The sequence below is a fragment of the Bradyrhizobium sp. USDA 3650 genome (assembly GCF_054057395.1).
In genome coordinates this window covers 2318090-2334232 of the sequence record NZ_JBSRZG010000001.1, presented here as the reverse complement: position 1 = coordinate 2334232, position 16143 = coordinate 2318090, and the positions used below count along the sequence as shown (strand labels likewise).

Below are 16143 nucleotides of genomic sequence, written 5' to 3'. Positions count from 1 at the left end.
CATGGATTCCAGGATCATGACCGCGCTCGGCGACCGCGTGATGGAGCTCGGGCCCAAGCCCGCTGCCGATAGTCCCTACAAGCACTTCAAGCTGACGCGCGACGCCGACGGCGTCGCCTGGCTCCTGTTCGACCGCACTGACGCCAGCGCCAACACGCTGTCCTCGGACGTGATGGAGGAGTTCGACGCCGTGCTGGCGGCGATCGAGACCGAGCGTCCTGCCGGCCTCGTGATCCGCTCCGCAAAGCCGTCCGGCTTCATCGCCGGCGCCGACGTCAACGAATTCCGTGGCGCCAGCGATGCCGGGATGGTGGAGACGCGGATCCGCGCGGCCCATGCGGTGGTCGACCATCTGGAAGCGCTGAAGCTGCCGACGGTCGCGGTGATCCACGGCTTCTGCCTCGGCGGCGGGCTCGAAGTCGCGCTGGCCTGCCAATCGCGCATCGCCATCGACGGCGCGCGCTTCGGCTTCCCTGAGGTGATGCTGGGCCTGCATCCCGGTCTCGGCGGCACCGCGCGTTTCACCGCGCTGGTCAATCCGACCCGATCGATGGCTTTGATGCTGACCGGCCGCACCATCGATGCCCGCCGCGCCAGATCGCTCGGCCTCATCGACACCGTGACGCAGGAGCGCCACGTTCGCAACGCGGTGAAGGACGCACTGTTCGGCCGGCTCAAGCGGGCGCGGCCGGGCTTTCTGACGCGTGCGGCGAATTTCGGCCCGGTGCGCGGGCTGTTGGCCAGGCGGATGCGATCGGAGGCGGCGAAGGCCGCGTCCCGCGAGCATTATCCAGCACCCTATGCTTTGATCGATCTCTGGGAGGCCCATGGTGGCAGCAAGGCCGCGATGCTCAGGGCAGAGCAGGCCTCGTTCGCCAAGTTGATGGTGACGCCGACCGCGCAGAATTTAATCCGCGTGTTCTTCCTGCGCGAGCAGATGAAGAAGGCGGCAGGCTCCGGCAACATGATCAGGCATGTCCACGTCATTGGCGCCGGCGCCATGGGCGGCGACATCGCGGCCTGGTGCGCGGGGCAGGGGCTGCGCGTCTCGCTCGCCGACATGAAGGCGGAGCCGATCGCGGGCGCGGTCAAGCGCGCCGCCGAGCTCTACGGCAAGATCATCCGCAAGCCGACCGAGGTGCGCGACGCGCTCGATCGCCTGATCCCCGACATGGACGGGGAGGGCGTCCGCAACGCCGATCTCATCATCGAGGCGGTCCCGGAGAAGCTCGAGCTCAAGCAGAAGGTCTATGCCGGGCTCGAGCCGCGAATGAAGCCGGGCGCGATTCTCGCGACCAACACCTCGAGCATTCCGCTCCAGGATTTGCGCACCACGCTGGCGCGGCCGGAGCGGCTGGTCGGCCTTCACTTCTTCAACCCGGTGTCGCGGTTGCAATTGGTCGAAGTCGTCAGCCATGACGGTAACGATACGCAGGTGCTGAAGGAGGCACTCGCTTTCGTCGGCGCGATCGATCGGCTGCCGTTGCCGGTGAAGAGCTCGCCGGGCTTCCTCGTCAACCGCGCGCTGACGCCTTACATGCTGGAAGCGATGGTGATGCTGGACGAGAAGATCGATCAGCGCCTGATCGATGCCGCCGCGGAGCAGTTCGGCATGCCGATGGGGCCGATCGAACTGGCTGACCAGGTCGGGCTCGACATCTGTCTCGACGTCGGCGACATGTTGCGCACCAAGTTCGGCGATCTGCTGCCGCCGACACCGCCCTGGCTGCGCGAGAAAGTCGCCAAGGGCGAACTTGGCCGCAAGACCGGCAAGGGCTTTTACGTCTGGCGCGACGGCAAGGCCGAAAAGGCGCCGTTGCCCGAGACCGGTCCGCGCGTCACCGACCAGATGATCGACCGCCTGGTGCTGCCGATGTCCAATGTCTGCGTCGCCGCGCTTCGCGAAGGTATCGTCGATGATGCCGACATGGTCGACGGCGCCATGATCTTCGGCACCGGTTATGCACCGTTCCGTGGCGGTCCGTTGAACTATGCGCGCACGCGTGGCGTGGATCATGTCGTATCCACCTTGCGCGCGCTGGCCGGAAGATTCGGCGAGCGCTTTGCGCCGGATCCGGGCTGGGATAATTTCAAGTGAGCAATTTCAAGCGAGCAATCCTCAAGTGAGCAATCTTCAAGTGAGAGCGGCATGAACGAGCAAGCCAATGCCGGGCCGGGCGGCGATCTCTGCATTCGCACGCTGGCAATGCCTGCCGACACCAACGCAAACGGCGACATCTTCGGCGGCTGGCTGCTCAGCCAGATGGACGTCGGCGGCGGCGTGTTTGCGTCAAAGGTCGCAAAGTCGCGCACGGTGACCGTCGCCATCGAGGCGATGAATTTCCGCAAGGCCGTCTATGTCGGCGATCTCGTTTCGGTTCACGCCCACCTCGTCCGCATCGGGCGCACGTCTGTCACCGTGCATCTGGAAGCATGGGCGCTGCGCCGCGGCGAGCAGCAACCGTTCCTCGTCACCGACGGCAACTTCACCTACGTGTCGATCGACGAGCACGGCCGCCCGCAGCCGGTTCGCCCGGCCGACACCACCATCGCGACGTAATCGCGCGCGGCGTTGCGCCTCATCTCAGGTGCGACGCCGCCAAACGCGGCGCGACTGAGTCACGGCGCCGCGGCTTTGCCAAGAACCAGTCATAAAACGGATGAGGTCCCGGCGTACTCCATCGCGTGTCGATCCGGGGTGGAAACGGCGTCAAAATGCCCAGGAACCTTTGGGCAGAACTGCCGTTATTTGCCCGCACTGAGGAATCCACGGACCATGCCGGACAGCTACATCATCGAAGTCGATTCGCAGACCGCAGGTATCGTCGTTCGTTCCCAGGGAGGCTACTGCTTTTTCGCCTCATCCAACCGCTTCAACCGTCTCGAAGGCCAGCTCTTCCGCAACGCCCGCGAAGCCGAGCGCGCCGCGCGCAAGCTGGTTAACGGTGATGTGAAGGAAGCGGCGTAGTCGTCCCGCTAGTCATTCCGCGCCGCGCGTAGCGCGAGAGGTGGGAATCTTTTGCCGCGAACTCTTCTTCTCTTCTCCCCTTGTGGGAGAAGGTGGCGCGTAGCGCCGGATGAGGGTCGCCTCCGCAAATTCCACTGCGAGGGGTTCGTTCTCGGAGAGAAACTCCTCACCCGACTTCGCTTCGCGAAGCCACCCTCTCCCGCAAGGGGAGAGGGGAAGAGCCGTTGTTCACAACTTCGTCGCCGCCCGCGAGAGCAGCTTCCAGTCGTCGCCCTGCTTCTGCCAGTTCATCAGGATGTGAAGATTGGTCGGCACTTTTTTCCCATCGGCCGCCATCTCCTGTTCCGCCACCCAGTGGAAACGCACGATCGCAGCGGGGCCGACGACCTTGATAGTCGGGTCCTTGTACTCGATCGACAGGAATTTGGATTTGCCGTCGGTGGCGTTGGCGACGAAGGTCGCCTTGTCCTCGACCTTGCCGCTGGAATGGCTGTAGCTCACCTCCTCGGCGCAGAGCGCGCCGAGCGCCTTGGGATCGGCCGCGATCTGGGCGAGACGGAACGCCTCGACCTTCTTCGCCACGGCTTCCTCGTCCGCCGAGGCCGCCAGCACCGGTGTCGTGAGCGCTGAAACTGCAAGCGTGGAGACGGCAAGAGCTGGGACGGCAAGAGTCGAGAGAGCCAGATCGCGTCGGTTGATCGTCATCGTTTCCTCCTTTTTGATCTTGCACGGAGTGTTGCAGCCGCGCGCGACTTTGTCGAGTGTCGCGTCGTGGTCATGCACGTGCGTCATTGCGCGATTGGCGCTGTATTGATACGGCTTTCGTATTGATGCGTCATCTATTCGGGAAAGTACGGACATGATCGAGGCTATCGGCAGGGAGACGGGAAGGGCGTTGCTGTTCGATATCGACGGTACGCTCGCCAACACCGATCCGCTGCACCTGAAGGCGTTCAACCAGGTGCTCGGCCCTCGCGGCCATGTCTTCGATCACGCGCGCTTCTCCAGGGAGCTGCAAGGCTTCGCGAATATAGCGATCGGCGAGCGCTTTCTGCCCGATGAGGCGCCGGAACGGCGTGCCTCGATCCTCGATGAGAAGGAGGAAGTCTTCCGCGAACTCGTCGCCGGGCAGATCGAGCCGCTGCCGGGCCTGATGGCGCTGCTCGACAGGGCGGATGCGGCCGGTATTTCCATGGTTGCCGTGACCAACGCCCCGCGACTCAATGCGGAGCTGCTGCTGTCCGGCCTCGGCATCACGCACCGCTTCAAGGCGCTGGTGATCGGCGCCGAGCTGTCGCACGGCAAGCCGCATCCGCTGCCTTATCAGGAAGGGTTGCGCTTTGCCGGTGCCAGCGCCATGGCCTCGATCGCGTTCGAGGACTCCCGCACCGGCGTGCAGTCGGCCGTAGCGGCCGGCATTCCGACCATCGGCATCCGGACCAGCCTCAGCCACGCTGATCTCGTCGCCGCCGGGGCTATCGCCTCCGCCAGCGCCTTCGACGATCCCACGCTGCTGGCGCGCCTCGCCGCCGCAATGGCGTGGTGAGGACCTTCGTCCGTTAACCGTGATCGGCGCGCGCATTGACCGAACGCGGGAACCGCCGCACCATGCAACTTCCTGACTTGAGGCCATCGCCGTGACCGGACTGACCCATCGCCAAGCCGAAATCCTCAACATCGCACGCGCCTCGGGCCGCGTCATGGTCGAGGAGCTGGCGCGCCGGTTCGAGGTTTCGGCGCAGACCATCCGCAAGGATCTCAACGATCTCTGCGAGCGCCGCTCGCTGACCCGCATCCATGGCGGCGCCATCATCGCCTCCGGCGTCGAAAATCTCGCCTATGAGGCGCGGCGCTTCGTCGCCGCGGACGAGAAGAAGGCGATTGGAGCCGCGGCCGCCTCCCTGATCCCGAACGGCTGCTCGCTCTTCATCAACATCGGCACCACGACCGAGGAGGTCGCGAGCGCGCTGACCTCCCACGAGGACCTCCTCGTCATCACCAACAATCTGAACGTCGCCATGCTGCTCTACCGCCATCCCCGCATCGAAGTGGTGGTCGCCGGCGGCACGGTACGACGCGCCGACGGTGCGGTGGTCGGCTCGACCGCGACGCAGCTGATCGGCCAGTTCAAGGTCGACTACGCCATCATCGGGGCGTCCGCGATCGACGAGGAGGGCGCGCTGCTCGACTTCGACTATCGCGAGGTGCAGGTGGCGCAAGCCATCATCGCCAACGCCCGCAGCGTCATGCTGGTCGCGGACTCGACCAAGCTCCGCCGCAGCGCGCCGGTGCGCATCGCACATATCAGCCAGATCCAGACCTTCGTCACCGACCAGGAATTGCCCGAGCGCCTCGCCACCATCTGCCACGGCAAGGGCATCGAGGTGATGGCGGCGATGCCGAAGGGGGCGGACATGGATGATGCGGCAGCGGACCCGCCGCAGGAAGCGGCACCCGTCGTGCGCCTGCGATAACGGCGGGTTCTTAGCAGGCTGCCTGTTCCCACGGGTTTATCAGCGGCACGCCGGTCGGTTGGAAGTCGCCCACATTGCGCGTAACGATCGTCAAGCCGTGAACAAGGGCGGTTGCTGCAATGAGAGCATCGCGTTCGGCCCGTGGGTTGGGAACGTGAAGTTGCGCGCAGCGCAGCGCGACGGCGGTATCAACGGCCAGGATTCGATTTTCAAAGCGAGCCAGAATGTGATTGTCGATCCAAGCTCGCAGGACTGCACCTCGCGCAGCGTCTTTGCGCTCGATCAGGCGTGCTCCGAGTTCGATTTCTAATATCGAGATGGCGGAAATGAAGAAGTCCGCCGCCGGACTTGCATTGGCCCATGCTGCGACATTGCGATGAGCTTTATCTGGCCGCCTCAGTTCGGAAATTACATTGGTGTCCAGCAGAAACATCAGTCGAGATCAGCGGGCTTGAAAATTCGGCCGGCAACGCGGGGCGGATCGAAATCGAAGTCCGTCTCTGCCTGCCCCAATGCTTCGGCAAGGCTCATGTGCCCGCCAGTCAGACGCAAATAGTCTTCGATCGTCAGCAGGACATGGGCGGGCCGACCGCGGTCAGTAATAAAGACCGGTCCCCGCGAAGCTGCTTTTTTTGCGCCGCTGGTATCGTGATTGAACTCTCGGCTGGTGAGACTGGTCACCATTGTTTGCGCCTCCCGATCGGCCGTTATTCCCTGATGGATCATATGTAGGCACGTAACTACATTCAAGCCTTTTGGAGCGTCGCTCGTCCGCGGCTCTGGCCGAGGCGGTGCTGTTTTTTCGCTCGCGCTGCCCACTTAAAAGTTCCGCTTTCACTTCCTTCCTCCTCTCTTTCATCTTGCTTTCGTTTTCTGGTGTGATCTAATCAAAAGCGAAAGTAGCCGCTCGATTGAACGGGCGGTCGCCGGGGGATGCGTCTGTTGGAGCGTATTTTCGACCTCGCCATTATCGGAGGCGGTGTTAACGGCTGCGGCATCGCGCGCGACGCGGTGGGCCGTGGCAACACGGTTTTCCTGTGCGAAATGAACGATCTGGCGAGCGGGACGTCGTCCTGGTCGACCAAGCTGGTGCATGGCGGCCTGCGCTATCTCGAATATTACGAGTTTCGGCTGGTCCGCGAGGCGCTGATCGAGCGCGAGATTCTCTGGGGCATCGCGCCCCACATCATTCGCCCCCTGCGTTTCGTTTTGCCGCACCATGCGGGCCTGCGGCCGGCCTGGCTGCTGCGCCTCGGCCTCTTCCTCTATGACCACATCGGCGGCCGTCATCTGTTGCCGGCGACGCGCTCGGTCGACCTTGGGCGCGACGAGGTCGGCCGCCCGCTGATCCCCAACCGCTACGGCCGCGCGTTCGAATATTCCGACTGCTTCGTCGACGACGCCCGTCTCGTCGTGCTCAACGCGCGCGATGCCGCCGACAAGGGCGCCGAGATCCGCACCCGCACGCGCGCGACGGATATCAAACAGTCAGACGGCATCTGGACCGTCAGCATGATCGACACGCTGACCGGCGCGCGTTCGTCGATCCAGGCTCGTGCGCTGGTCAATGCCGGCGGTCCCTGGGTCGAGGATGTGCTCGGCCGCGGCGCCGGCGTCAACGCCAAAGCCAAGGTGCGCCTGGTGCAAGGCTCGCACATCGTGGTCAAGAAGCTCTACGACCACGACCGCGCCTACATGTTCCAGAATGCCGACGGCCGCATCATCTTCGTCATTCCCTATCAGGACGATTTTACGCTGATCGGCACCACCGACCGCGACTATGAAGGCGATCCCGCCAAGGTGAAGGCGACGGCCGAGGAGATCCAGTATCTCTGCACGGCGGCAAGTGAATATCTGGCCAAGCCTGTCACGCCCGATGACGTGGTCTGGACCTATTCCGGCGTGCGTCCGCTCTACGACGACGGCGCCAGCGAAGCCAAGGCCGCGACGCGCGACTATGTGTTCGAGCTCGACACGCCCGGCGGCGTGCCGCTGCTGTCGATCTATGGCGGCAAGATCACGACCTACCGCCGTCTTGCCGAGGAGGCGCTGGAGCGGCTCGCGCCCTATCTTCGCAGTGCGAAAGCGCGCGAAGGCTGGACCGGCAAATGGCCGCTGCCCGGCGGCGACATGGGCGTGTCCGATGTCGACGGCCTGATCGCCGAGCTTCAGCGCGGCTATCCCTTCCTCAGCCACGAGCATGCGCGGCGCCTCGCGCGCGCCTATGGCACGAGGGCGATCAAGCTGCTTGGGGATGCGAAATCGGCGGCCGATCTCGGCCAGGCCTTCGGCGCGACGCTGACCGAGCGCGAAGTCCGCTATCTCATGGCCAACGAATGGGCCGTTACCGCCGACGACGTCGTCTGGCGCCGTTCCAAGCTCGGCCTGCGACTAAGTGCCGACGAAATCGCGGCGCTTGACGACTGGATCAGGACCCACGCCGTGCAGCAAAGTCCCCTGCTGGAAGCCGGAGGACGCTCATGACAGTGACACTCGACCACGTGACCCGGACTGTCGATGGTATCCCACATATCCGCGACGTCTCGCTAACGCTCGAGAGCGGCACGCTCAACGTGCTGCTCGGGCCGACGCTGTCGGGCAAGACCTCGATCATGCGGCTGCTCGCAGGCCTGGACAAGCCGACATCGGGCAAGCTGCTGGTCAATGGCAAGGACGTCACCGGTGTCGACGTGCGCCAGCGCTCGGTCGCCATGGTCTATCAGCAGTTCATCAACTACCCCTCGCTGTCGGTCTACGAGAACATCGCTTCGCCCTTGCGCGTGCAGGGCAAGCCGCGCGCCGAGATCGAGGCGCGCGTCGCGGAAGCCGCCCGGCTGCTCAGGCTCGAGCCGTTCCTGAAGCGCACGCCGCTCCAGCTTTCCGGCGGCCAGCAGCAGCGAACTGCGATGGCGCGCGCGCTGGTGAAGGGCGCCGACCTCGTGCTGCTCGACGAGCCGCTCGCCAATCTCGACTACAAGCTGCGCGAGGAGCTGCGCACCGAGCTGCCGCGCATCTTCGAGGCATCCGGCGCGATCTTCGTCTATGCCACCACCGAGCCGACCGAGGCTCTTCTCCTCGGCGGCAATACGGTGTGCATGTGGGAGGGGAAAGCGCTTCAGATCGGCGAGACGCCGAACGTCTACCGTCATCCGCAGACCTTGCGCGTCGCGCAAGTGTTCTCCGATCCGCCGCTCAATCTCGTCGGCATCGAGAAGAAGAATGGCTCCGTGCAATATGCGGGTGGTATTGCCGCGCCGGCGTCCGGTCTCTATTCCTCGCTTGCGGACGGCGCCTATCGCGTCGGATTTCGCGCCCATCAGCTCGCGCTTGCCAATGGCGAGACCGACCGCCACGCCTTCCATGCCACGGTCACGGTGACCGAGATCACCGGTTCGGAGAGTTTCGTGCATCTGACCCGCGACGGATCGAACTGGGTGGCGGTGCTGCACGGCGTGCACGAGTTCGAGCCCGGCCAGACGCTCGATGCCGTGCTCGATCCCAACGACGTCTTCGTTTTCGATGCGGCAGATCGTTTGGTCGCCGCTCCTGGTCCCATAGCGTTTTCAAGCGAAGTGCCGAGCGGTTCGCGTGAAGAAAACGCGTCAAAGAAAAAAGCCTGAGGGGGATGCGACATGGCCCGCATTGACCTCGTCGATCTCGCGCACTCCTACGGCGGCAATGATGCGCCGCAGGACAGATTTTGCGCTGAAGCCCGTCACCATGACCTGGCGGCAGGGCGGCGCCTACGCGCTGCTCGGGCCGTCCGGCTGCGGCAAGACCACGCTGCTCAACGTCATCTCCGGCATCATCACGCCGTCGCGGGGGAAAATCCTGTTCGACGGCGAGGACATCACACCGCTGTCAACCCAGAAGCGCAACATCGCCCAGGTGTTCCAGTTTCCGGTGATCTACGACACCATGACGGTGGGGCAGAACTTGGCGTTCCCTCTGAAGAACCGCGGCGTGCCGAAGGCCGAGATCGACAAGCGCGTCGCCGAAATCGGCCGCCTGCTCGACCTCGAGCCCTATCTGAACCGCAAGGCGACGCGGCTCACGGCCGATGCCAAGCAGAAGATCTCGCTCGGCCGCGGCCTGGTCCGCTCCGACGTCGCCGCCGTGCTGTTCGACGAGCCGCTCACCGTGATCGACCCCGAGCTGAAATGGCAGCTCCGCTCCAAGCTGAAGGCGCTGCATCGCGAGCTCGACCTGACGATGATCTACGTCACCCATGACCAGACCGAGGCGCTGACCTTCGCCGACACCGTGGTGGTCATGCATGACGGCCGGGTGGTGCAGAGCGGCACGCCGGCCGAGCTGTTCGACAAGCCGGCGCACACCTTCGTCGGCTATTTCATCGGCTCGCCCGGCATGAACATCATTCCGGCCGAGGTGAGGGGCCGTGAGGCCAGGATCGGCGGTCATGTGATCGCGCTCAACCGCAGCTACGACAAGCTGCCCGATGGCGCGAAGATCGAGATCGGCGTCCGTCCGGAATTCGTTGAGGCCGTCGCGCCTGCGCCCGGCCTGCTCAGTGCGAAGATCGAACGCGTCGACGACCTCGGCCGTATCCGCTTCGCGCGTGCGCGGCTCGGTGATGCAAAGCTCGCGGCCCGCGCGCCGGCTGGCTTCACCAGCCCGGACGGCACGGCCGGCTTGAAATTCGACCCGTCACACGTCCACGTCTATGCCGACAGCCTTCTGGTGGAGGGAGCCGCCTGATGGACAAGACCGTCAACCAAAAAGCCTGGTTCCTGGTGCTGCCGGTGTTCCTGGTCGTCGCCTTCTCGGCAGTGCTGCCGCTGATGACGGTGGTGAACTATTCGATGCAGGACACCTTCGGCAACAACCAGTTCTTCTGGAACGGTGTCGGCTGGTTCAAGGAGCTGCTCGACCCCTCGACCGATCTCGGCGGCCGCTTCCTGGCCTCGCTTGGCCGCAATCTGTTCTTCTCCCTGGTGATCCTCGCGATCGAGGTGCCGCTCGGCATCGTCGTCGCGCTGTCGATGCCGCGCCAGGGCTGGACGGTCGCAGCCTGCCTCGTCATCCTGGCGCTGCCCTTGCTGATCCCGTGGAACGTGGTCGGCACGATCTGGCAGATCTTCGGCCGGCCCGACATCGGCCTGCTCGGCTATGTCCTCAATGCCATCGGCATCGATTACAATTACGTCTCCAACGACATCGACGCCTGGGTCACCGTCATCGTGATGGACGTCTGGCACTGGACCAGCCTGGTCGCGCTGCTCTGCTACGCCGGCCTGAAGTCGATTCCCGAAGCCTATTACCAGGCGGCGCAGATCGACGGCGCCTCGCGCTGGGCCGTGTTCAAGGCGATCCAGCTGCCCAAGATGAATCGCGTGCTGCTGATCGCGGTGCTGCTGCGCTTCATGGACAGTTTCATGATCTACACCGAGCCGTTCGTGGTGACGGGCGGCGGCCCCGGCAATTCGACGACCTTCGTGTCGATCGAGCTGGTCAAGATCGCGCTCGGCCAGTTCGACCTCGGCAAGGCCGCCGCGCTGTCGCTGGTCTACAACCTCATCATCCTGATCGTCTGCTGGATCTTCTACACCGTCATGACCAATGCCGGCGCCGACCGGAAATCGCATGAAGGAGCCGTGTGATGCATTCGATCCCCGGCCGTCGCCTCATCATGGCGCTGTTTTTGATCTTCCTGCTGTTGCCGATTTACTGGCTCGTCAACATGAGCTTCAAGACCAACGCCGAGATCGTCTCGACGATGACGCTGTGGCCGCACGCCCCGACGCTGCAGCACTACAAGCGCATCTTCACCGACGAGAGCTGGTATTCCGGCTATATCAACTCGCTGGAATATGTCGTCCTCAACACCATCATCTCGATCTCGGTGGCGCTGCCGGCAGCCTACGCGTTCTCGCGCTACCGCTTCCTCGGCGACAAGCATCTGTTCTTCTGGCTGCTGTCGAACCGCATGGCGCCGGCCGCGGTCTATGCCCTGCCGTTCTTCAACCTCTATTCGGCGATCGGGCTGTTCGATACGCCCTGGGCGGTCGCGCTCGCGCACTGCATCTTCAACGTCCCGCTGGCGGTGTGGATCCTGGAAGGCTTCGTCTCCGGCGTGCCGCGCGAGATCGACGAGACCGCCTTCCTCGACGGCTATTCCTTCCCGCGCTTCTTCATCAAGATCCTGGTGCCGCTGATTGCGAGCGGCATCGGCGTCGCCGCCTTCTTCTGCTTCATGTTCTCCTGGGTCGAGCTGCTGCTCGCGCGCACGCTGACCTCGGTCTCGGCCAAGCCGATCGCGGCGATCATGACGCGCACGGTGTCGGCTGCGGGCATGGACTGGGGCCTGCTGGCTGCGGCCGGCGTGCTGACGATCATCCCGGGCGCGCTCGTGATCTGGTTCGTCCGCAATTACATCGCGAGCGGTTTTGCGCTCGGTCGGGTCTAGGGAGGCGTCAATGGAGTCGATTGCATGGATGGCCTGGACGCCGCCGACGGCGATCTTCTTTGTCGCGCTGGCGTGCACGCTGGCTGTGATGACCTGGCTTGGGGTGGCCTATCCAGAAGCAGAGCGCGTCGGCGTGCTGCGCATCCCGACGACACGCGGCGACCGCCTGTTCATCTCCCTGATCACGGCGGCGGTCATCCACCTGCTCTGGATCGCCTTCGCCGGCACCGACGCACTCGCCACGCTGCCGATCGGCGAGGACGGACTTGAAATTTCGCGCCTTTGGATCGCATCAGGAATTTCGCTGGCCACGGCCGTACTCATTTTCCGCACGGTCTAGCCCGCGAAGGAACGGCCAGATCCGGGACCAACCCGGGCCTGTAAAAAGTTTGTCGCTGCAACGGAGGAATAACATGCGGCAGTTTAGGAGAAGGGAACGTCCATTGACCAAGAATAGCTTTCTGATGATGTCCAGCGTCGCCGCCATCGTCGCGGTGTCGCTGGCCGTCTCGGCGCCGGTGCGCGCCGCCGACGACGCCGCGATCCAGAAGTGGATCGCGGAATTCCAGCCCTCGACGCTGTCGAAGGAAGACCAGAAGAAGGAGCTGGAGTGGTTCGCCAAGGCCGCCGAGCCCTTCAAGGGCATGGAGATCAACGTGGTCTCCGAAACCATCACGACCCACGAATACGAGTCGCAGACGCTGGCCAAGGCGTTCTCCGAGCTCACCGGCATCAAGCTCAAGCACGACATCATCCAGGAAGGTGACGTCGTCGAGAAGCTGCAGACCCAGATGCAGTCCGGCAAGAACGTGTACGACGGCTGGATCAACGATTCCGACCTGATCGGCACGCATTTCCGCTACGGCCAGACCATCGCGCTGTCGGACTACATGACCGGCGAGGGCAAGGATGTCACCGACCCCATGCTCGACGTCAACGACTTCATCGGCAAGTCGTTCGGCACGGCGCCGGACGGCAAGCTCTATCAGCTGCCCGACCAGCAGTTCGCGAACCTCTATTGGTTCCGCTACGACTGGTTCACCAACGCCGACTACAAGGCCAAGTTCAAGGCCAAGTATGGCTACGAGCTCGGCGTGCCCGTGAACTGGTCGGCCTATGAAGACATCGCCGAGTTCTTCACCAACGACATCAAGGAGATCAACGGCGTCAAGGTCTATGGCCATATGGACTATGGCAAGAAGGACCCGTCGCTCGGCTGGCGTTTCACCGACGCCTGGCTGTCGATGGCCGGTAACGGCGACAAGGGCATCCCGAACGGTCTGCCGGTCGACGAATGGGGCATCCGCATGGAAGGCTGCCGTCCGGTCGGCTCCTCGGTCGAGCGTGGTGGCGACACCAACGGTCCGGCCGCGGTCTACTCGATCACCAAGTACCTCGAGTGGATGAAGAAGTATGCTCCGCCGCAGGCTCAGGGCATGACCTTCTCCGAGTCGGGTCCGGTGCCGGCGCAGGGCAACATCGCCCAGCAGATGTTCTGGTACACCGCCTTCACCGCCGACATGGTGAAGCCGGGCATCGCCGTGATGAACGCGGACGGTACGCCGAAATGGCGTATGGCTCCGTCGCCGCACGGTTCGTACTGGAAGGAAGGCATGAAGCTCGGCTACCAGGACGCCGGCTCCGTGACGCTTCTGAAGTCGACCCCGGCGGATCGCCGCAAGGCAGCCTGGCTCTATCTCCAGTTCATCGTCTCCAAGACGGTGTCGCTGAAGAAGAGCCATGTCGGTCTCACGTTCATTCGTGAATCCGACATCTGGGACAAGTCGTTCACGGAGCGTGCGCCGAAGCTCGGCGGCCTGATCGAGTTCTACCGCTCGCCCGCGCGCGTGCAGTGGACCCCGACCGGCAACAACGTGCCCGACTATCCGAAGCTGGCGCAGCTGTGGTGGCAGAACATCGGCGATGCGTCGTCTGGTGCGAAGACGCCGCAAGCCGCGATGGACTCGCTCGCCGCTGCGCAGGACTCCGTGATGGAGCGTCTGGAGAAGTCCGGCGTGCAGGGCGCCTGCGGTCCGAAGCTGCACAAGAAGGAGACGGCCGAGTACTGGTTCGCCAAGGCCCAGAAGGACGGCACGATTGCTCCCCAGCGCAAGCTCGCCAACGAGAAGCCGAAGGGCGAGACGGTCGACTACGACACCCTGATCAAGTCGTGGCCGGCCCAGCCCCCGAAGCGCGCTTCGCTGCAGTAAGGCACGTCAACATAACGACGAAAGGCCGGGAGCAATCCCGGCCTTTTTTTCTTTTTATTGTCGTGGATTTTGCTTCCACCGTCATTGCGAGCGAAGCGAAGCAATCCAGAGTCTTTCCACGGACGTAGTCTAGATTGCTTCGTCGCTTCGCTCTCGCAATGACGGAGGATGGAGCGACGACGACGCTTACTCCGCCGGTTCAGCCGCCAGCGCCGGGTAATCCGTGTATCCCTTCGCGCCACCGCCGTAGAACGTGTTCTTGTCCCAATCGTTCAGCGTCGCGCCCGTCTTCAGCCGCTCGACGAGATCGGGGTTGGAGATGAACGGCTTGCCGAAGGCGATGAGATCGGCCGCGTTCGCGTCCAGCACCTTGCTGGCGAGATCGAAATCATAGCCGTTGTTGGCGATATAGGCGCCGGGGAAGCGCTTGCGCAGGCCCGCATAGTCGAACGGCGCGATGTCGCGCGGACCGCCGGTGGCGCCTTCGACGACGTGGAGATAGACGAGCTTCAGCGCGGCGAGACCGTCGACGATATGGTCGTAGAGGGATTGCGGGTTCGACTCCGAGATATCGTTGGCCGGTGTCACCGGGGAGATGCGGATGCCGGTACGCTCGGCGCCGGCCTCGGCGACGACGGCCCTGGAGACTTCCAGCATCAGCCGCGCGCGGTTCTCGATCGAGCCGCCATAGGCGTCGGTCCGCTTGTTGGTGCCGTCCTTGGCGAACTGCTCGAGCAGATAGCCGTTGGCGCCGTGGATCTCGACGCCGTCGAAGCCGGCCTCGAGCGCGTTCTTCGTGGCGCGCTTGAAATCGTCGATGATGCCTGGAATTTCGGAGAGCTCGAGCGCCCGGGGCTCGGAGACGTCGGCGAAGCCGCCGTTGACGAAGGTCTTGCCCTTGGCGCGGATTGCGCTCGGCGCCACCGGGGCTGCGCCATTGGCCTGAAGGTCGACGTGCGAGATGCGGCCGACATGCCAGAGCTGGATGAAGATCTTGCCGCCGCGCTGGTGCACCTGATCGGTGACCTTGCGCCAGCCGGCAACCTGCTCCTTGGAGTAGATGCCGGGGGTGTCCTGGTAGCCTTGGCCCTGCTGCGAGACCTGGCTCGCTTCGGTGATCAGAAGGCCTGCGGAAGCGCGCTGGGCGTAATAGTCGGCGGCGAGGGCGCCGGGTACGAAGGTGCCGGGAATGGCCCGGTTGCGCGTCAGCGGCGCCATCACGAAACGGTTCGCAAGCGTGATCGGGCCGAGCTTGTAGGTCTCAAACAATTTGGTCGAACGGCTCATGAGAATGCTTCCAGGCGATGAGAGGTCTGGAACATTTGTGCATCGCGGCAATCAACACAAGGGAAGGAGCCATACAGAAACTGCAGGCGAGATGCGCAGCGGAGGCGCGCAGCATAAATCATATGCAATTTCAGCCGCGGCAGCAGATTCGATCTCCCGCCGCGGCCGTCTGAATCATCGCGTTTTAGTTCGCGCCGAGGAAATCGCGCTTGCCGACCTCGACGCCAGCGTGGCGCAGAAGGCCGTGGGCGGTCGCGGCGTGGAAATAGAAGTTCGGCAGCGAGTACGCACTCAGGAATTGCTGGCCCCTCATGGTGAGGGACTTGTCGGGACCGGCCGGGAAGGTGACGTCCCTGGTGTCGGCGCCCTCGAACTGATCGGGCTTGAACGATTTCACATAGTCGATGGTCTTCGCCAGGCGCTGCTTCAACTCCGCAAAGCTGGTCTCGGTGTCCGGTGTGGACGGCACGTCGCTATGGGTCAGCCGGGCGCAACCTTTGGCTGCGAAATCGGTGACCAGCTGGATCTGCTTCGACAGCGGCAGCATGTCCGGAAACAGGCGGGAGCCCAGCAGGACGCTCGGGTCGACCTTCTTGGCCGCACAATGCGCCTCGGCTTTCGTGAGCAGGCCGGTGAGGCTGTTCAGCATTTGCAAATAGGCGGGAACGACGGCGTCGTGGAAGGACATGTGATGCTCGCTCTGTGGTGGGAAATCTCAGGAGAAACCTGAGCCACTCACATGGGAACCTCATGGAAAAATACAATCGCAGCAGCGGC

16 protein-coding genes and 1 pseudogene are annotated in these 16143 nt (G+C 63.8%); 12 read left to right on the top strand and 5 right to left on the bottom strand.

All coding sequences use genetic code 11. The annotated features are described in order from the left end of the window. Window position 1: 1 nt before the first annotated feature. The 3 genes from ACVIN2_RS11080 to ACVIN2_RS11070 all read left to right on the top strand — a co-directional run bounded on the left by ACVIN2_RS11080 (window position 2) and on the right by ACVIN2_RS11070 (window position 2968). Window positions 2-2098, top strand: a complete 2097-nt coding sequence (locus ACVIN2_RS11080; RefSeq protein ID WP_456765646.1) for a 3-hydroxyacyl-CoA dehydrogenase NAD-binding domain-containing protein — start codon at window positions 2-4, stop codon at window positions 2096-2098. Between the two features lie 51 nt (window positions 2099-2149). Further along, a complete protein-coding gene (locus ACVIN2_RS11075; protein WP_456765645.1) occupies window positions 2150-2560 on the top strand; it encodes an acyl-CoA thioesterase in 411 nt (136 codons plus the stop codon). 216 nt (window positions 2561-2776) lie between these two features. Next, entirely contained in the window at window positions 2777-2968 is a 192-nt protein-coding gene (locus ACVIN2_RS11070) for a hypothetical protein (protein ID WP_007595173.1), read from the top strand. A 228-nt stretch (window positions 2969-3196) separates the two neighbouring features. Here the strand turns inward: ACVIN2_RS11070 and ACVIN2_RS11065 are convergent, their stop codons facing one another. Continuing rightward, on the bottom strand, window positions 3197-3673 hold the full coding sequence (locus tag ACVIN2_RS11065; protein ID WP_456765644.1) for a nuclear transport factor 2 family protein: 477 nt from the start codon (window positions 3671-3673) through the stop codon (window positions 3197-3199). Between the two features lie 154 nt (window positions 3674-3827). Between ACVIN2_RS11065 and ACVIN2_RS11060 the strand changes: the two genes are divergently transcribed. Both ACVIN2_RS11060 and ACVIN2_RS11055 read left to right on the top strand, forming a co-directional pair. Next, window positions 3828-4514 (top strand): HAD family hydrolase, encoded by a 687-nt coding sequence (locus tag ACVIN2_RS11060; RefSeq protein WP_456765643.1) that lies wholly within the window; start codon window positions 3828-3830, stop codon window positions 4512-4514. A 91-nt stretch (window positions 4515-4605) separates the two neighbouring features. Next, window positions 4606-5442 (top strand): DeoR/GlpR family DNA-binding transcription regulator, encoded by an 837-nt coding sequence (locus ACVIN2_RS11055; protein WP_456765642.1) that lies wholly within the window; start codon window positions 4606-4608, stop codon window positions 5440-5442. 10 nt (window positions 5443-5452) lie between these two features. Here ACVIN2_RS11055 and ACVIN2_RS11050 read toward each other — a convergent pair whose 3' ends face one another. Together ACVIN2_RS11050 and ACVIN2_RS11045 are read right to left on the bottom strand one after the other, a co-directional pair. After that, window positions 5453-5875: a PIN domain-containing protein gene (locus ACVIN2_RS11050; RefSeq protein WP_456765641.1), complete on the bottom strand. Its 423-nt coding sequence runs from the start codon at window positions 5873-5875 to the stop codon at window positions 5453-5455. Continuing rightward, the gene (locus ACVIN2_RS11045; RefSeq protein ID WP_456765640.1) at window positions 5875-6126 is read right to left on the bottom strand and encodes a type II toxin-antitoxin system prevent-host-death family antitoxin; all 252 of its coding nucleotides are present in this window, start codon (window positions 6124-6126) and stop codon (window positions 5875-5877) included. The genes ACVIN2_RS11050 and ACVIN2_RS11045 overlap by 1 nt, the downstream gene beginning before the upstream one ends. A 249-nt stretch (window positions 6127-6375) precedes the next feature. Between ACVIN2_RS11045 and glpD the strand changes: the two genes are divergently transcribed. From glpD to ACVIN2_RS11010, 7 genes and pseudogenes are all read left to right on the top strand, one after another. Next, complete coding sequence (gene glpD, locus ACVIN2_RS11040; protein ID WP_456765639.1) at window positions 6376-7926, top strand: glycerol-3-phosphate dehydrogenase; 1551 nt, start codon at window positions 6376-6378, stop codon at window positions 7924-7926. Beyond that, window positions 7923-9062: an ABC transporter ATP-binding protein gene (locus ACVIN2_RS11035; RefSeq protein ID WP_456765638.1), complete on the top strand. Its 1140-nt coding sequence runs from the start codon at window positions 7923-7925 to the stop codon at window positions 9060-9062. The genes glpD and ACVIN2_RS11035 overlap by 4 nt, the downstream gene beginning before the upstream one ends. Before the next feature lie 12 nt (window positions 9063-9074). Beyond that, a pseudogene (locus ACVIN2_RS11030) lies at window positions 9075-10161 on the top strand (ABC transporter ATP-binding protein). Then, window positions 10161-11063 carry a carbohydrate ABC transporter permease gene (locus ACVIN2_RS11025; RefSeq protein WP_007595151.1) on the top strand — a complete coding sequence of 301 codons (903 nt, stop codon included), beginning with the start codon at window positions 10161-10163 and terminating at the stop codon, window positions 11061-11063. The pseudogene ACVIN2_RS11030 and the gene ACVIN2_RS11025 overlap by 1 nt, the downstream one beginning before the upstream one ends. Next, window positions 11063-11869: a carbohydrate ABC transporter permease gene (locus tag ACVIN2_RS11020; protein ID WP_018454979.1), complete on the top strand. Its 807-nt coding sequence runs from the start codon at window positions 11063-11065 to the stop codon at window positions 11867-11869. The genes ACVIN2_RS11025 and ACVIN2_RS11020 overlap by 1 nt, the downstream gene beginning before the upstream one ends. A 10-nt stretch (window positions 11870-11879) precedes the next feature. Then, a complete protein-coding gene (locus ACVIN2_RS11015; protein WP_211398805.1) occupies window positions 11880-12209 on the top strand; it encodes a DUF2160 domain-containing protein in 330 nt (109 codons plus the stop codon). Between the two features lie 127 nt (window positions 12210-12336). Beyond that, a complete protein-coding gene (locus tag ACVIN2_RS11010) occupies window positions 12337-14079 on the top strand; it encodes an ABC transporter substrate-binding protein (protein ID WP_035962951.1) in 1743 nt (580 codons plus the stop codon). Window positions 14080-14265: 186 nt separating this feature from the next. On the opposite strand, the gene ACVIN2_RS11005 is transcribed toward ACVIN2_RS11010, so the two are convergent. Then, on the bottom strand, window positions 14266-15366 hold the full coding sequence (locus ACVIN2_RS11005) for an alkene reductase (protein WP_456765637.1): 1101 nt from the start codon (window positions 15364-15366) through the stop codon (window positions 14266-14268). A 184-nt stretch (window positions 15367-15550) separates the two neighbouring features. Then, window positions 15551-16054: a DUF1993 domain-containing protein gene (locus ACVIN2_RS11000; RefSeq protein ID WP_456765636.1), complete on the bottom strand. Its 504-nt coding sequence runs from the start codon at window positions 16052-16054 to the stop codon at window positions 15551-15553. Window positions 16055-16143: the final 89 nt, after the last annotated feature.

Bases quoted from the DNA above. Each gene is read 5' to 3' on its own strand.
- ACVIN2_RS11020 (WP_018454979.1), top strand. From the start codon at position 11,063: ATGCATTCGATCCCCGGCCGTCGCCTCATCATGGCGCTGTTTTTGATC.
- ACVIN2_RS11005 (WP_456765637.1), bottom strand. From the start codon at position 15,366: ATGAGCCGTTCGACCAAATTGTTTGAGACCTACAAGCTCGGCCCGATC.
- ACVIN2_RS11015 (WP_211398805.1), top strand. From the start codon at position 11,880: ATGGAGTCGATTGCATGGATGGCCTGGACGCCGCCGACGGCGATCTTC.
- ACVIN2_RS11060 (WP_456765643.1), top strand. From the start codon at position 3,828: ATGATCGAGGCTATCGGCAGGGAGACGGGAAGGGCGTTGCTGTTCGAT.
- ACVIN2_RS11010 (WP_035962951.1), top strand. From the start codon at position 12,337: ATGTCCAGCGTCGCCGCCATCGTCGCGGTGTCGCTGGCCGTCTCGGCG.
- ACVIN2_RS11045 (WP_456765640.1), bottom strand. From the start codon at position 6,126: ATGGTGACCAGTCTCACCAGCCGAGAGTTCAATCACGATACCAGCGGC.
- ACVIN2_RS11075 (WP_456765645.1), top strand. From the start codon at position 2,150: ATGAACGAGCAAGCCAATGCCGGGCCGGGCGGCGATCTCTGCATTCGC.
- ACVIN2_RS11050 (WP_456765641.1), bottom strand. From the start codon at position 5,875: ATGTTTCTGCTGGACACCAATGTAATTTCCGAACTGAGGCGGCCAGAT.
- ACVIN2_RS11000 (WP_456765636.1), bottom strand. From the start codon at position 16,054: ATGTCCTTCCACGACGCCGTCGTTCCCGCCTATTTGCAAATGCTGAAC.
- ACVIN2_RS11035 (WP_456765638.1), top strand. From the start codon at position 7,923: ATGACAGTGACACTCGACCACGTGACCCGGACTGTCGATGGTATCCCA.
- ACVIN2_RS11025 (WP_007595151.1), top strand. From the start codon at position 10,161: ATGGACAAGACCGTCAACCAAAAAGCCTGGTTCCTGGTGCTGCCGGTG.
- ACVIN2_RS11080 (WP_456765646.1), top strand. From the start codon at position 2: ATGGATTCCAGGATCATGACCGCGCTCGGCGACCGCGTGATGGAGCTC.
- glpD (WP_456765639.1), top strand. From the start codon at position 6,376: ATGCGTCTGTTGGAGCGTATTTTCGACCTCGCCATTATCGGAGGCGGT.
- ACVIN2_RS11070 (WP_007595173.1), top strand. From the start codon at position 2,777: ATGCCGGACAGCTACATCATCGAAGTCGATTCGCAGACCGCAGGTATC.
- ACVIN2_RS11065 (WP_456765644.1), bottom strand. From the start codon at position 3,673: ATGACGATCAACCGACGCGATCTGGCTCTCTCGACTCTTGCCGTCCCA.